The organism is candidate division WOR-3 bacterium (assembly GCA_039802005.1).
Lineage (GTDB): Bacteria > Hydrothermota > Tepidihabitantia > SM23-42 > JAOAFX01 > JAOAFX01.
In genome coordinates this window covers 63,644-79,965 of record JBDRVV010000005.1, presented here as the reverse complement: position 1 = coordinate 79,965, position 16,322 = coordinate 63,644, and the positions used below count along the sequence as shown (strand labels likewise).

The following is a 16,322-nucleotide window of genomic DNA, read 5'->3' as shown; positions in this document are numbered from 1 at the left end:
TGTCATGGATGACGTTTCTTCAATCATAGACGCAATAAAAGAATCAATTGTTGTGATAAAACTACCCAATCAGGGCAGGGGCTCGGGTTTTTTTGTAAATGATAAAGGTCTATTTATAACAAACAAACATACCATTGAACTTGATACCTTTGTCAAAATACAACTCCATAATAAACAAGAGGTTGAATCAACTGTTGTATATGCAGACAATGATATTGATTTTGCCTTTTGTTTAGCAAATATCAATCAATCACGGCCCATACCCCTTGCTGACAGCAATTCAATAAAAGAAGGTGAAACAGTAATGGCTATAGGCCATCCTTATGGTTATGATTTTACTGTTTCCAAAGGAATAATAAGTTGCAAAAAACGTACCGTAAAAGGGATTAATTATATTCAGACAGATGTTCCGATAAATCCCGGGAATAGTGGTGGACCATTGATAAATGCAAAGGGCGAAGTTGTTGGCATAAATACCTGGGTTGTTGGTGAGGCAGATAATATGAGTTTTGCAATTCCTGTCAATTCAATAAAAGAAATCTTGAACTACTTGAACAGCGTCCATTCTAAATTACTTGAAATGTATTACTGTCCGATTTGTGGTTATCTCAGCGATGAATTTATTAAAACATCAAAGGCAGAATATTGCAAGAATTGTGGCACCCAAAAACTTGAAAAGAAAAAACCAGATGAAGTTGAAACGCAGGAACAACCCGTTCAAAAAGTGAAGGTAGGATTAAAGGTCTGCCCAAAGTGCAAGACATCAAATGATTCTTCAGCGAATTTCTGCAAAAATTGCGGTTTTAAATTTTAGGGGGAAGAATGTTCAGTAAAAAACAACAAACACAAAAAGAAGAAGTAGATATTGCCTGTTACGAAAAGATGGTCAATGACTTACTGGCAAGTTTTGGTCTTGACCCGGAAAAATGTCGACACAGACCAAGGACTTTGTGGTCAGCATACCGCGGTTCTGCATTGATATATATAGATATCTTTAAAATTGAAGATATTGATTATGTGGAAATATCCTGTCCACTTATGCTTTTACCATCAAGAAATCTTTTGCCCTTCTACAAAAGATTACTTGAGTTAAACTATCAATTAATGGGCGCAAAATTCTTTGTCCGCGACCAGTGGGTCTATCTTGCGGAGAATCGTGAATTAAAAGGGCTTGATTCTGGAGAACTCAAGGTGATGATTGAAAGAGTGAGTTATCATGCAGATCGTCTGGATGAGGCATTAATTGAAGAATTCAAGAGCAGGTGTGACTGAAAAATGAGTTGGCAGCGGAAGTGGTTTTGCGGTTGCGAAATGCGAAACGGTTTGGTTAAATTGTTAGGAGGTTTGTTATGAATATCATTAATAACTCTTTATATAAAACAAATACCTTTCTGAACATATTACTGTTTCTGTGGATACAGCCTTGTTTTGCCCAGGAACAGAAGCCAGAGCAGGTATATGTTGGTATTTATCTCAATCAGATAACGAGCATAAGTTTAAAAGACAATCAATTCGTCGCCGATTTTTATATCTGGTTTCGCTGGAAAGATAAAAACTTGAATCCCCTTGAGAGTTTTGATGTGGTGAATGGACATATTGAATCAAAAGAAGGTTTATATCAAGATAAAGTAAATGGATTTAACTATGGTGTTTGTCGGGTTGTAGCCACAATAAAAAAATTCTGGGATATTTCCCGCTTTCCCCTTGATAATCATACGCTAACAATAGAAATAGAAGATAACGAAAACGAAGAATTCAAGCTGAAATATATACCAGATACGGAGAACAGCAGGATTGATCCGCAGGTTCAGGTTCCGGGATGGAGTGTAGGAAAAACAAATGCTATGGTTTCTGCCCATACTTATAAAACTAATTATGGAGACATCTCCCTGCCCACAAATAATGCCTCAATCTATTCACGATTTATCTTTTCGGTGGATATTATCAGACCAGGCTATGGTTATTTCTTTAAATTATTATTTACGGTCTTTATTGCCGCACTTGTAGCCTTGATTGCCCTTTTTATAAAACCAACCGACCTTGACCCGAGATTCGGACTGGGTGCAGGTGCATTGTTTGCTGCGGTTGCAAGTCAGGTTGTAATTGCGTCTTTATTACCTGATACAAATATCATAACACTCACCGACAAATTACACATCGTATCAATCTTTTTTATTTTTCTATCAATTGCTGAATCTATTGTGTCATTAAGATTATTCACAAGCGGTAAAGAGGAATCTTCAAGGCGTCTGGATAGAATATGCTTCTACATATTCCTTGTGGTGTATGCAATCTTGAATTTATTAATTATTTTTTCTTAGTACTCAATAAAGCTTAATGACTTAGTTCTTTTTTACTTCACTTTAATAATAGTAATTCTCTTGCGGTTGATTATCTCTTCAATAAAATAAACTCCGTTAGGTAGTTCTGCTCCGAGCCTAATGCCCTTTTCTTTTCCAAGATACCTTCCTGAAATATCAAAGATATTAAAAAATTCTTGTTCATATCCTGATACCACTGTATAATCAGAAAATGGATTGGGGATAGCTTTTATCGTTCTCGCCACTCTCTGATTTTTAAATTCTCTTTCTTCTATTTTAGCATTACCTGTTGGATTTCGCTTGTAGTAAATCTCCCGATTACCATCCCGCTCATCAGTCCAGACGATATGGACTTTATCTCCCCAAACAGCGACTGAGGGATAGAAAGATGGCGAAGGGTCAGAGGTCAACCCTGTATCAGGACTCCAGTTTCTGCCATCGTCAAAAGAATTTTTGTAGTATATCTCGTAATTACCATCCCGCTGGTCCTGCCAGACAAGATGGAGATGATTACCGGCAACTGCGATGGATGGGTGTGAAGATTCACCGGGTGAATCAGTCAATCTTATATCACCGCTCCAGGTATTGCCACAGTCAGTAGAACGCTTATAATAAATTTCCCAATCACCATCCCGATTATCAAACCAAGCAATGTGGACTGATGCACTACTTGCGCCAATCGTGGGCATATATGAGTTTGCACCGTCACTGGTAAGCCTTGTATCAGGTCCCCAGTTCAAACCAAAATTCGTTGAGCGTTTGAAATATATTTCAGGATTACCGTCACGCCAATCAGTCCATACAACATATACCATAGAATCTGATGCGGCGATTGATGGCGGACCTGATTGGCCTGGATGAACAGTCAATCGCTGTTCCGGTTCCCAGTGGGTACCATTATCTGTTGACCTTTTATAAAAAATATCCCAGTTAAGTTGTGCACCATCCCATTTAAAGTCATGCCATACTATATGTATCAGCTGACCAGCAGTAGCAATGGATGCCCAGGAATCGTTCTCAACCATGAAATTATCCCGGGTAAGCATGGTATCAGGTAACCAGTCTGTTCCACCATTTGTAGAACGTTTGTAAAATATTTCATCATCATTTCCGCGTAGATAATCACACCAAACAATATGAACTCCGCCTGAACTTGATACAGCAAGCGAAACTACGGGCGGACCTGGATATACTGCAGGGGTATCAACAATCACGGTCTCGGGTTCCCAGGAAATACCACCATTTATTGAGCGTTGGTAGTATATTTTATCACCACCTTCTCGGTAATCAAAATAAACGATATGGACTGTATCATTTTTAGCACCAATACACCAGCCACTGTTGGGTGAAGTCTGGGAAACACTCCCATCAAAGGTGAGCCTGTGGTCAGGTTCCCAATCAGCAAAAAGCATTGTTATAAAAACAACAGCAAAGTACAGAAATCTATTTATCATAAAACCTCCTTTCTTACAATAATAACTCAATTTTCAAACAGATATAAGTTAAAGGCTTATCTCATAATAATATATTATTCAATATTCTTGTTTTGGCAATAGAATAAATATAATACCTGAGTCTGCTCAAGTTTTCACTGAATGCTCTCTTTAGTTTCAATAAATCTTTAGAAATTTAGCCAAACTGCAGTGACAGACCATGGTCTGAGTCAGAACTCGTAGTGGCAGACCTTGGTCTGCAAATCTTTAAAAGCTGAGTAACTCGGACACTACATTTATAATCAATCGGCAGTTTAAGAACTAAAAATAATTTAAACAAGATTGGAAAATATCCAGCATAAATACTTGAATTTATGAAAGATTTATAATTCAAGATACGCACTTGATTTTTTTACGTAATCTTATATAATTAAGCACAAAAGGTTTGTTTTTCTTTATTATAAAAATAGGGGGTTTTATGAAAAATGCTATTCTTTTCTTTTTTGGTGTCTGTTGTTTATCTTTCAGTCAAGGTTTTCTCAATATCAAGGTAAATACCGATAACACAACCCAGATTCAGAATGAGCAGCAGATTGTAATAAATCCTATTGATACATTAAATCTTGTCGCGGACTGGCGTGATTTTCGCGTCGGATACCGTCAGGTTGGCCATGCGGCATCCCTGGATGGTGGCAGGACCTGGATTGCCGAAACCCTCTTTGTTGAGCCGACCTATAACTGGGATTCAGACCCGGGGATGACCGTGGATGCTGATGGTAACTTTTATGCAATCGTGCTATCTTTTAATTCAACTTCCCAGCCTAATGGATTTTTTCTATTTCAGTCAACGGATAAAGGAATTACCTGGAGTCCGCCCAGAACCGTTGTGAATAATGTCCAGAATGTATTTGAAGATAAAGAATTGATCGCCTGTGATAGAACAAACAGTCCATATCGTGGCAATCTTTATGTTGCCTGGGCAAGATTTCTTAACTTTTCCACACCTGCGATATATTTCACACGCTCCACAAATCAGGGTTATAACTGGTCAACTCCGATTCAAATCAGTGATACCCAGGGGAGCCTTCAATGGCCAGTGCCCGCAGTCGGTCCTAATGGTGAGGTTTATGTCGCCTGGTGCACATATAACTCAATAAAGTTTGATCGCTCTACAAACGGTGGTATATCATTTGGAACCGACAAAACGGTCCAGAGCATTTCTTCAATGAATCGGTATGTAAAGGGAACAATACTTACTTTTTCCTATCCGGCAATGGATGTGGATATTACCAATGGTCCGTATCGTGGTTATATTTATATCGCTTATATGGATAATGGAACCGATGGTTATCCAGATATGTTCTTCACCCGTTCCACGGATGGTGGAAATACCTGGAGCCCAAGGGTAAGAATAAATGATGACCCTGTGGGCAATAACATTGATCAATTCCATCCCTGGCTCACTGTTGACCGCACCGGCTGCATTTCAGTGATTTTTTACGATTCAAGGAATGACCCGAATAATATCCTCTGCGATGTATATCTTGCGCAATCTACTGATGGTGGGACTACCTGGCTTCCCAATGTCCGTGTGACCAATGTCTCTTTTGATTTAAGGGCAGGTTCATTTGCAGATTTTGAACCTTATGATCCAAATAAGCCTCTTGTTGACCAGCGGGCAGGTTTGATTGGTGAATATAATGGTCTGGCAGCAGCATCAAAAGGAAATCCAATACCGATCTGGACCGATACCAGAAACGGGAATCAAGATACCTATGTCGGTGTAGTGCAGAATGTTGGACTTGAGGAATATTACAGAATGCAGAAAAAAATTCTATTTTCAATCAAACCAAATCCTGCTACAAAAAATATCTCGCTGGAATTTAATTTAATAGAATCCAGAACAATCACCTTCAATATTTACAATTCCGCAGGTCAAATTGTAAAAAGAATTAATGAAGGGAATTTGAAATCAGGTAATCATAAGATAGATTTAGATCTTTCCCTATTTTCAGAAGGTGTATATTTCGTTAAAGGAGAAGGTATTAACGGAAAATTTACTTTAATACGATAAAAATTGACAAGTATTTTTTTATAAATATAATCACTCACAAGGGGGTTTAATGGACTTAAAGAAATTTATTCGGGATATTCCTGATTTTCCCCAGAAAGGGGTAATGTTTCGCGATATCACAACGATTTTGAAAAATCCTGAGGCATTTAAATTTTCAATAGACACGATCGTCAATAAGTATAAAAGCGCAAAGATTGATAAAGTTGTCTCAATTGAGGCACGGGGTTATATCTTTGGTGGTGCAATTGCCTATAATCTTGGGTGCGGACTTGTGCCGGTGCGCAAACTTGGAAAACTGCCAGCAGAAACAGTCAAAATGGAGTATGAATTGGAATACGGCAAAAATGTCATTGAAATTCATAAAGACGGACTTGAAAAGGGAGAACGGGTTTTGTTATTTGATGATGTCTTAGCAACTGGTGGCACAATGCTTGCGGCATGTAAACTCGTGGAGATGCTCGGTGGGAAAGTCGTAGCCTGTGCCTTTATTGCGAATCTGACCTATTTAAATGGTGGAGAAAAACTAAAAGATTACGAAGTTTTTTCACTGGTTGAGTATTAGGAGGTATTATGCGTTATATCTTGATTCCACTGGTATTGCTTAGTATCCTTGTGAAATTGGCTGGAGCACAATATCCTGATTATGATACAACAGGACCATTTCCTACGGTGTCTTACCGGACCGAAAATATCCCTGGTGTTTATGAGACAATGAATAACTCTCGGATTTACTATCCTTCTTCAGGAAATCAGGTAAATCCTGCGGCAGTGCCCTGTCCGATTATTGTCTTTGGACACGGATTCCAGATGGGAATTGACCGTTATTACAGTTATGCCCAACATTTAGCATCCTGGGGATATATTGTGGTGCTGCCAACAATTTCCAATCCATTCCCCACACCTGAACACTATACCCGTGCCCATTCAATGATGGATGCGGCACGCTGGACTGCAAGCAGGGATACAGTGCCAACCGATATTTTTTACAACAAACTTGCACGATTCAAATGGGGATTCACCGGACATAGTATGGGTGGTGGTCTTGCATGCCTTGCTGCTGACACATTCAGATTGACTGATACATTAAAAGCGATAGTAGCTTTAGCAAGTCCCCAGACCACGCCCGCAACCCATTCTCAACACCTGATAACACCAAAGATGATTATCGCGGGTTCAATTGATAATATCGCACCCTGGAATGATGTCCGTTCTGCCTACTGGCAGAATGCACCCGCACCTGGAACATTTGCAGTAATTCTTGGTGCCAATCACGGATATTTTATGGACTATTCATATTCCTGGGAAAATGGGGGAACCGCAACCATAACCCGCGCCGAACAGTTAAGAATTGCACGTCGTCATATGACTGCATTCTTCCAGCGTTATTTAAGAAATGATACTACGGCGTGGAACTATCATTATTGTTTTGGTGATTCAATAAAAGGTCACCCGACAATGGATACGGTTGAAGTCAGATATGGTGGGGTTGGAATGGGTGAAGCGAAAGCGATAAATGATACAAAATCTGATATATCAATTTATCCCAATCCATTTACTAAATCCTTGAGAATTTCCGGAAAAACTTGTTCCGCAGAGATTTTTGATATTACCGGGAAAAAGATTGCGGAGATAAAAATTCCCGGAACCTGGCAGACGGATAGAACTCTAAATGCCGGTGTCTATTTTATAAAAACCCCTGATAATAAAACAAAAAGGATAGTGTTTCTTAAATAATTACTAAAATTTTTGGGTCTGTTCGGAATATAGGTCACTAAATGTAGGGCAAACCTTCAGGTTTGCGATTAGCTCTTAAAATACCTTTTTACACCCAGGTCATAGATTTATCATTTTTACAATTGTTGAAATGATAAAATGAGAGTCAGAAAAATCCATTGAGAATTCCTTTTATCTCACGATCAACAACTTCTCTGTTTTTGACTCACGCTCGCCTTCAAGAATTAAGAAGTAAATGCCAGAAGTGAGATTAGAAAGATTGAGATTGCAGGAATAGAGACCGGGCTCAAGAGTACCTTCTTCAATCGTTTTGAGATTCCTGCCGATTATGTCGTATAGATCTAAGCGAATGCCTTGTCTTACAGGAATCGCAAATTGAATTTCAGCATTATCCCTGACCACACTCGGCAAAATCATCAATTTTAATCTTTTATCTTTGACCTTTAACATTTCGCCTTCTTCAACCCCTGCATACGGTGCATAGTCAAAATAGATATACATCGGGTCATAGTCACCACTAATCCAGACATTCCAGAGGGGATCAATATTCCTCACCATATCAATCGCATAAATATAATAAACCCGATATCTTAATGTATCAATCCGCTTTGCGAGCTGAGGGAGGCCGGGACGATTGATTAATGACTGAGTACAGTTAATGGGTGTTCCCCAAGTTTGTCCGCCATCTGAGGACCAAACAACATAAAAATCCCACCAATTAAGCGAACCGGATTCGTTATTCCTCGGCATACAATATAAAACTGCTATAAGATTCCCGCCAGTTGCAATTGTCGGATAAACACATTCAGTGTCTGGTGCGCCAAAGGTAGAGGAAACTTCAACGCAGGGTAGGCCAGAAGCATAGGAGACATAGACCTTACTATGAAAAGGGTAGATGCCACTGTTATACTCATCGCCGTTCCAATTGTCAAAAACCAAGAGGGGGCTGCCAGCGTCAGTGATAGCCATTTGCGTCCAGCCTATAATGTTGTTCAAGTAGGGATTTGGCCAGACTACCGTCCAATTCTGCGGTGGAGTCCAATTAATACCGTCGGCTGTGGTGCGGTAATAAATATTTAGTAAGGTATCAAAATAGAAAACATAGGCAGTGCCATTATTCAAATCAGCACCCCAGAAGTAACAAGCCCTCGCTATCGTCCCATGGCTTACTTCAGTCTGTAAATCGGGTGTGCGCGTGCGGTAGATAATACTATCAAATGTTAGGGTAATAAAAAGAATATTCCCATCCTGAAGTTGCAAGGGAATGTTCAAAGATGCATGTGCGGTATCAGGGCCAAGGTTTACAGGGTCTTCCCAATTCCCATTAAACCAACCAAAACAGCGTTGGGCAACCATCTTTGTCGTGTGAGTGGTAAAACCGATATAGGGGTATGTTGAAGCTAGGGTATTTATTGTCCATTGTGGTATACCAAATTCAAGGTTGTAGATATGTTCATCATGAATCCAGTATGAAAGGTTGCCGTGCGCGGAATGAACATCTATAGAATGTTCGAAGCTATGAAGGGCTATCAAGATTGCATCAACTGATGGACCGTAGGAAATTGTATGACCCACTTGGGGCCAGAGAGCAGTCCCCCAAACTGAGTCTATAATTGTTCCACTAAAGCCAAATCCAAAAAGGAAGATAAAAGAGGTAAAAATTACAGAAAATTTTCGCATATAAGCCCCTTTTTGTAGGGGCCTTCCTCCAAAGGGAGGAGGCCCCTCTTTAATTTTTATTTCATTAAAACTATCTTCTTAATCAATCGGTAGTTTGATGCTGTAACACTCACAAAGTATATTCCATTAGGTAGTACCGAACCTATACAGTCTGTTCCATCCCATACGATTTGATTGGATTGTGGATAAATTAAATGATTAAACTGCCTTACAAGACGTCCTGATGCATCATAGATATTGATTTTTGTTTGGTCGTCACTCACTGGGAGGTTATAGTGAATTACAGTATGATTATGAAAAGGATTAGGACTGACTGAAAGGTAGGGTTCTCTGAAGTACGAAATGTCTGATTCCTGGGTATTCTTTGTGATCTTCTCTATTTCCCTCTCGTATTCATAAATGAATACCTGGGCAACAAAGGCATGATCACCGATTGCCTTTGTGATATTGAGGTAGATTTCTCCATCCCTGTAACAGGCAGGTGGTAGCCAGCGCTCAAGGATTGTGACCTCATCGGGATTCAACCAGATATTAGCGTGGAAGATATTATCTGCCTCTATCTTCATCCTCCAGCGCTTCTGACTTGCGGACTCAAAATAGAAAACCAATTTAATCCGATAACGCTTTTCGGGATTAAGATTCGGAAAGTGATAGATTAATTTTTGAGAATGATAATCAATCGTCTTTTCTGGTTCAGGCGCAAACTGGAAATAGCCATCCCTCTGGACTGTCCAGGGACTGGGTGCTTCTCTACCCGCATCAACATAGAAATATGCAGGAGTAGGAATAGTAACAGTTTTTGCTCTAATTTCATAAGGTGATTGATTCCCTTCAGTCCATATTGCGGTCAATTTCGGTTCATACGGAGGTGGCCAATATGGTGAACGAGTAACGATACCATGTGAGTATTTTGACATTCCATCGGTCTGGGATAGAATCTGATAGCCTTCATATTCCATATCTTTATAACAGATTTCCCAGTTATTATCGGTTGGTGGATAGATATACTCACTCCAGGTAATCCAGGTTGTTCCTTTACAGATTTGTGGCCATTGGGATTTGCCAGGGGTATTGCTAATGTTGCCTACACGGTAAATTACATTGTTCAACTCGTATGCTCTATATATTTCAATATTATTGACTGTAGAGTCCTCGTAAACATAGTTTATCACCCCATTTGCTTGAACATCAACAAAAGGATGGTGGGAGAATCTGCTATCTTCAGAGACCTGAATTCTATTAACAATCTGATGATTTCCAATATCCCATTTTATCCGAAAGATTTTGTCTTCACGCTGGAATGCGATATAGAGATAATTGCCACCCTGGCTGATGGATGGAAATTCGCAACGGAGCGGAGCCATTGCATATTCTAATTCTGTAAACTGAAAATTAGCAGGATTATTGATATCAAACCAGCCGAGGCAGAGATGGGAAGTGGGTCCATTCATAAATCGGTCGCGCCATTCAAAGACAACATAGCCAATATTCGTTGCTGGGTCAATAATGAAACCGGGTAGATTGACATCAAGATTGAATGGACCGGTAAAAGAAGCAAGTAAGTATGGTTCACTCCAATTCGTGCCATCATATCTTGAAAACCACAATTCTCCGCCAGCAACCATTGGGGTTGGTTCGATATTCCGCTGCCAGATGACATATGGGTAGCCATTATTCGCAACTGTAGAAGCAGGGAAATTTCCGGCCCCAAGCAGTTCTTTGTAGCGCCAAGTTTGCCCTAAATCTGTAGAAAATGCGGCGTAAATGCTATCGCGGGATTGATAGAGTGCACATCGTTTATCTGTGAGAGGATTGGATATCAATTTCTGGGCTGAGTACGCAGTTCCGTAACCTGTAGAACTGAAAAGAATTGTTGGCTGGATGATAAGCGCACGCTTCCCGACCGGATTATAATCCAACCCTGAGCTCACATCCTCCCAAGTCCAACCGCCATTCATGCTACATTCAACACCACCTTGATCGGACTGATTGATCTGTTTATAACCCACGAAGACCACGCCAACACTTTCCGGATCGCATTCTACAGAATAGACCATAATTAAATCTGTAAGGGGTAATTCGTACCATGTATAAGGGGCGCCACAGTGGTCGCTTTTCAACATCGCATTCCAAGTAGGTCCAACACCATCATCCCAGACGCCGGCGTAGAGAGTATCTGCAGAGTAGGGGGTAAACGCTAAACACGAGACTCCCCAGCCTTCTGAGGAAATCACCTCCTCCCAAGTGTAGCCTCCATCGGTGGTTCTTAACACGGGATACCATGAACGACCAGCAGTGGAATCAACGGCGTCAATATAGAACACGGTTTCTGAACTATGTGGCGAGCAAACCAAATCTTCTGGTAGCGCATAAATCTGGAAAGTTTTCACTTCATACCATATTGAACTTCCTGGCGGACGTTTTACAATTGCCCAGAGAAAGAAAGGTATATCCTTACGACAAAGGAGCCATATAGTACCGTCTATCGCTATATCAAACTGCTGACGGTAGGGATTGTAAAAGTAACCCTGTGGAGGTGGGAAATAGGACCAATTATGCCCACCATTTGAGGAATAATATATTGCGGATCCCCTACAAACTAAATAGAGTTCTCCATGGTTTGTTGGATTAATGACAATTTTGTAAACAGACTCCGGAAGAGGCAGGGACAGTCCATTGTTAATGGGAAACCCAGGAATAGCCCAAATCAGTGCTTTTATATACACCGTCCTTACCCGCTCCAGCATATAGAATATAGTAGCTTGGTGTGGAATCTACTAAGTACCCGGTTATACAGGTAAGAGGCGGCAGTTCATAACCGATGCGAGACCAAGTGTATCCGTAATCTGTGGTTTTAAATAACATCCCATTAGCGACCACATAAATCGCCTCCCCCGCATAAAGCGGTAGAATGCTCAATACTATAGATAGATAGTGCGTAGCATCTTACCACCTATGTTTATTCTGACCCTATTTTTTCTATCCCTTTAAGTGCTGGGTCAAGCACTTAAATTGTGCGATGAATCGCACCGCTACAGAAAGATTTTTTCTTTGTCCTTCCATCACCACCTTTCGCCAAAATCATGGCTTATCGCTAACTATAATATTATACCGCAAACTTCTTCTCTGTCAAGGGTGATTTTTGGAAGGCTGATTCACCACCCGTACTGTTGGATGGTAAGATAGGGCGAATTTCTTTTACAAAAATTTAGGGTAAACCATCAGGTGCATTATATTTTATGCAAGGCTGAAGCCTTGCCCTACAATTTTTGCCTAAATTCTTACTTCATGAGGATATAAAAATATGTGATAAAAAGAATGATAATTAAAATCAAAAGTATCACGAGTAAAAAATGGAGTCCGGTACTACTCTTTTCTTGTTTTTTCTTCTTTTTCTTTTCCTTTCCTTTTACAATCGTTGTAGCTTCTTTAGTCTGTTCAATCCGCAAAAGTACATTTCTGATATTCTCCTCAACCATTGCCTGATTTTTCCAGCCCAAAAAATTATTTAATGCCTTAAGCATATCTTCAGCGGATTTATAACGAGCCTTGGGATTTCGTTTCATTGCTTTATTGATAATTCTACTCAATCGCCAGCTGTGATGCGGGTCAATCCAGAAAGGAGATTTATATTTTCCACGGCAAATCTTGGCAATTATCCCATGGCTTTCTTCAGCCACAAATGGTTTCTTACCTGTTACCATCTCATATAATACAACGCCTAAAGAGAATATATCTGATTGAAAAGAAACTTTTCCGCCACCAGCCTGCTCTGGTGACATATAAAATGGTGTGCCGATGATTGCACCGGTCGTGGTCAATTCCGGGGCATCAATATCCCGTGCTACTCCAAAATCCGTTAGTTTTACCACACCATTCTTGGAGATTAGAATATTTTTAGGTTTGATATCACGATGGATGATACCATTCTTATGGGCACAGACCAGTGCCTGGCATACCTCGCGGGCAATGGATGCAGCAAGGACAGGATGTAAGGGTGATTCTTTTTCAATTATATCAGCGAGACTCAAACCTTCAATATATTCCATCACTAAATAATGTTCGCCACCATCACGGAAGTAGTCATATATCTCAACGATATTTTTATGATTTAGATTGGCACATATCCTTGCCTCGCGTTTGAATCGTGTTTGTGTTTCACCATCAAGATTTCGCTTCATCTGTTTTATGACAACAATTCTGTCCAGTGAACCCTGAATTGCGGTATAGACTTGAGCCATACCACCCTTACCAATTGATTTCAGGATTTTGTAGTTTCCAATTGTTTGTTCTTTATTCATTTGCTACCACAACCCGATTACGACCCATTGATTTTGCCTTATAAAGGGCAGTATCAGCAGATTTAATAAAGTCGTGAAAACTTGTAAATCGCAAAAAATCCGTAGCAACGCCAATACTAACGGTGATTTTTATCCCGATTATCTCAGCCGATTTTTCTTCCACAATCTTACGCATTGATTCGGCAATCTGGGTTGCACTCGTGCTGTCCATTTTGGGAAACAAAACAACAAATTCTTCACCCCCATAACGGGCGACGATATCATCCTTTCTACATAGTGCCTGAATTATATGTGCTACTCCCCTTAATACTTCATCTCCTTTATCATGGCTGTATGTATCATTAATTTTTTTAAAATGGTCAATATCAATAAAAAATATAGTCAGAGGATATTTATTCTGGTGTGCGTTATTGAATTGCTGTTCAAAGACTCGGTCAAAATAGCGGCGATTATAAAGTTCGGTCAATCGGTCGCGATTTGCCTGCTCGGACAGTTTTTTTCTGCTCTTAAGAACTTTCTCATGGTATTGTTTCAGACGCAAGGCAATATCCCTTTCCCGAATTTTTTCGGCAATGGATTTATATTCGGCAACGAGTTTTTGTGTCTCATTACCAGCGTACGCAGATTGTGTTTCATCGTATATCCCTTCAATGCCTCTGCCATCATCAAAAATTATTGTAAAATTACCGATATTTATTTCATCACCGTGCTTTAATTCAACCTTGGTGATTTGTTTACCATTGACAAATGTTCCATTCGTGCTCTTTAAATCTTCAATCTTAAATTTTCCATCTTCATAATAGATTCGGGCATGTTTTCGGGAGACTTCTTTGCCATCAATTATAAAATCACATCCATCTGCCCGGCCAATGATGTATTCCCTTTCTTCAAGGGCAAAATTTTTTAGTAAAATCCGTTCATCCACAAGAACCAGACAGGGATTGCCTGATGCCATCAATTCAAGTATAGTAATATTCTCTTAAAAGTCAATACGAATTAAATGTAGTGGCCGAGTTTACTCGGCTTTAAAATATAGCAGACCAAGGTCAGCAACTACCATCAATCATTGTTTTCCTGTAGTAGTTGAGCTTGCTCAACATTGATTATTGCAGAGTAAATTCTGCCACTACAGTTTTTATTGCAGACCAAGGTCTGCCACTACGGGTTTTGCAAAATTTTTATAAAAATGGAGAGGTGTCAGAAAAAAAGGATTGATAATTACTAAATTTTACATATAATTTAAAAATGTCGGTCTTACTTTGTTATCTCTTGTGCCCGGGATTTTTGTTTTCTCAAACACCCCAAAAATTGACCGTTATCTCAGTCGGTGATATATTTATCCACAAAAGCATATTAAACAGTGTTTATGACACAAAAGAGAAATACTACAATTTTTATCCGTGTTTTGAAGAGGTAAAACCTTATCTAAGTTCGGTTGATTTATGCACCGCATGGTTTGGTGGTGCCCTTGATACAATTGGACCCTATACCGGCTATCCCTGTTTTAAAACACCAAGAGAACTTGCTTACACCTTAAAAGATGCAGGCTTTGATCTCCTTTTCCGCACCAATCATACCCTTGATTATGGCGTTAAGGGATTAAAAACCACTACCAAAATACTGAAAGACACAGGGTTGGTGCAAATCGGTGCCTATGTAACCGAAGAAGAAAGTAAAGAGATATATGTTTTTGAAAAAAATGGCATCAAAATTGCCTTTTTAAGTTATACATACGGAATGAATGAGATACCTATACCGAAACCATGGATGGTGAAGCTGATAGATTTAGAAGAGATAAAGAAAGATATTGAAATGGCAAAACCGTTTTGTGATTTTGTTATTGTTGCCCTCCATTTTGGCATTGAATATGAAAGGTTTCCCAATAAAGAACAAAAAAAGACCGTGAAAAAGATTGCCGAAATGGGTGCGGATATGATTATTGGCTCACATCCACATGTTATCCAACCGATTGAGGTTATTGAATTGGAACAAAAAAAAGTTTATGTAGCATATTCGCTCGGTAATTTTTTCTGTGGTCAACGAAAAAGATATACTGACACTGGAATAATGCTGAAGTATGTAATCGCAAAAGATAGCAATGCTACATACCTTAAAGAAATTAAATATATTCCAACTTATGTTGCAAAATATAAAATTGGCGATTCTTATAAATTCAGAATACTACCGATAGAAAAATCAATTAAACTTTATCAACAGGATTCATTGCAATACATTGGGGAAAAGAATTATAAAAGAATGGTTGAGGCATTGAAAGAGACTGTTGAACATATTGATAACTTACAGATAAACTTCACAAAAGAAGAATAAATTAAGGAGCGCCAAATTGTCTCAGTATTTTCAATGTCTTGAATGACAAATAAATTTATTCGTTTTTTGAAATTAATTCTTGTTTGATATTTGTTAATTGGAATTTGGCGTTTAAACCCGTTCTGAATCCTCACCAATTTTTCATAAAATGTTTTTTATGTCCAAAAACCCATAGAAATTTCTTCAGACTTGTAGTGGCAGACCTTGGTCTGCAATAAAAACTGTAGTGGCAGTGTTTACTCTGCAATAATCAATGTTGAGCAAGCTCAACCACTACAGGATGGAACGATTGATGGTAGTGGCAGTCCGACAAGTTTTATAGCGGATTGGTCTGCAGATATTTTAAAGCCGAGTAAACTCGGGCACTACATTTAATTTATAGTGATGGTTGACGATAACAATCCATTAGCATTTTAAGAGCTGAAAATATTCTGAATAAAAGCAGAGAACT

The 16,322-nt window shown here is 39.3% G+C and carries 13 protein-coding genes; 8 read left to right on the top strand and 5 right to left on the bottom strand.

Annotated elements, in window-relative coordinates; translation table 11 throughout:
- Positions 1-4 precede the first annotated feature (4 nt).
- The 3 genes from ABIL69_02995 (at position 5) to ABIL69_02985 (ending at position 2,321) form a co-directional block, all read left to right on the top strand.
- On the top strand, positions 5-814 hold the full coding sequence (locus ABIL69_02995) for a trypsin-like peptidase domain-containing protein (protein ID MEO0122953.1): 810 nt from the start codon (positions 5-7) through the stop codon (positions 812-814).
- Positions 815-822: 8 nt separating this feature from the next.
- Positions 823-1,272: a YbjN domain-containing protein gene (locus tag ABIL69_02990; protein MEO0122952.1), complete on the top strand. Its 450-nt coding sequence runs from the start codon at positions 823-825 to the stop codon at positions 1,270-1,272.
- A 77-nt stretch (positions 1,273-1,349) separates the two neighbouring features.
- Positions 1,350-2,321 (top strand): hypothetical protein, encoded by a 972-nt coding sequence (locus ABIL69_02985; GenBank protein MEO0122951.1) that lies wholly within the window; start codon positions 1,350-1,352, stop codon positions 2,319-2,321.
- A 32-nt stretch (positions 2,322-2,353) separates the two neighbouring features.
- Here ABIL69_02985 and ABIL69_02980 read toward each other — a convergent pair whose 3' ends face one another.
- The gene (locus ABIL69_02980; GenBank protein ID MEO0122950.1) at positions 2,354-3,775 is read right to left on the bottom strand and encodes a hypothetical protein; all 1,422 of its coding nucleotides are present in this window, start codon (positions 3,773-3,775) and stop codon (positions 2,354-2,356) included.
- Between the two features lie 457 nt (positions 3,776-4,232).
- Here ABIL69_02980 and ABIL69_02975 point away from each other — a divergent pair, with 457 nt between their 5' ends.
- The 3 genes from ABIL69_02975 to ABIL69_02965 are packed head-to-tail and all read left to right on the top strand — an operon-like array spanning position 4,233 to position 7,562.
- A complete protein-coding gene (locus ABIL69_02975) occupies positions 4,233-5,828 on the top strand; it encodes a T9SS type A sorting domain-containing protein (GenBank protein ID MEO0122949.1) in 1,596 nt (531 codons plus the stop codon).
- A 49-nt stretch (positions 5,829-5,877) separates the two neighbouring features.
- Positions 5,878-6,390: an adenine phosphoribosyltransferase gene (locus tag ABIL69_02970; protein ID MEO0122948.1), complete on the top strand. Its 513-nt coding sequence runs from the start codon at positions 5,878-5,880 to the stop codon at positions 6,388-6,390.
- 8 nt (positions 6,391-6,398) lie between these two features.
- Entirely contained in the window at positions 6,399-7,562 is a 1,164-nt protein-coding gene (locus tag ABIL69_02965; GenBank protein ID MEO0122947.1) for an alpha/beta hydrolase, read from the top strand.
- Between the two features lie 171 nt (positions 7,563-7,733).
- On the opposite strand, the gene ABIL69_02960 is transcribed toward ABIL69_02965, so the two are convergent.
- The 4 genes from ABIL69_02960 to ABIL69_02945 all read right to left on the bottom strand — a co-directional run bounded on the left by ABIL69_02960 (position 7,734) and on the right by ABIL69_02945 (position 14,498).
- Entirely contained in the window at positions 7,734-9,242 is a 1,509-nt protein-coding gene (locus tag ABIL69_02960) for a hypothetical protein (protein MEO0122946.1), read from the bottom strand.
- A 56-nt stretch (positions 9,243-9,298) separates the two neighbouring features.
- Positions 9,299-11,968 (bottom strand): T9SS type A sorting domain-containing protein, encoded by a 2,670-nt coding sequence (locus ABIL69_02955; protein MEO0122945.1) that lies wholly within the window; start codon positions 11,966-11,968, stop codon positions 9,299-9,301.
- 555 nt (positions 11,969-12,523) lie between these two features.
- Positions 12,524-13,543 carry a serine/threonine-protein kinase gene (locus tag ABIL69_02950; protein MEO0122944.1) on the bottom strand — a complete coding sequence of 340 codons (1,020 nt, stop codon included), beginning with the start codon at positions 13,541-13,543 and terminating at the stop codon, positions 12,524-12,526.
- The gene (locus ABIL69_02945) at positions 13,536-14,498 is read right to left on the bottom strand and encodes a GGDEF domain-containing protein (protein ID MEO0122943.1); all 963 of its coding nucleotides are present in this window, start codon (positions 14,496-14,498) and stop codon (positions 13,536-13,538) included. Before ABIL69_02945 ends, ABIL69_02950 begins: the two co-directional genes overlap by 8 nt.
- Before the next feature lie 290 nt (positions 14,499-14,788).
- Between ABIL69_02945 and ABIL69_02940 the strand changes: the two genes are divergently transcribed.
- Both ABIL69_02940 and ABIL69_02935 read left to right on the top strand, forming a co-directional pair.
- The gene (locus tag ABIL69_02940) at positions 14,789-15,871 is read left to right on the top strand and encodes a CapA family protein (protein ID MEO0122942.1); all 1,083 of its coding nucleotides are present in this window, start codon (positions 14,789-14,791) and stop codon (positions 15,869-15,871) included.
- A 204-nt stretch (positions 15,872-16,075) separates the two neighbouring features.
- Positions 16,076-16,246 carry a hypothetical protein gene (locus ABIL69_02935; GenBank protein MEO0122941.1) on the top strand — a complete coding sequence of 57 codons (171 nt, stop codon included), beginning with the start codon at positions 16,076-16,078 and terminating at the stop codon, positions 16,244-16,246.
- Positions 16,247-16,322: the final 76 nt, after the last annotated feature.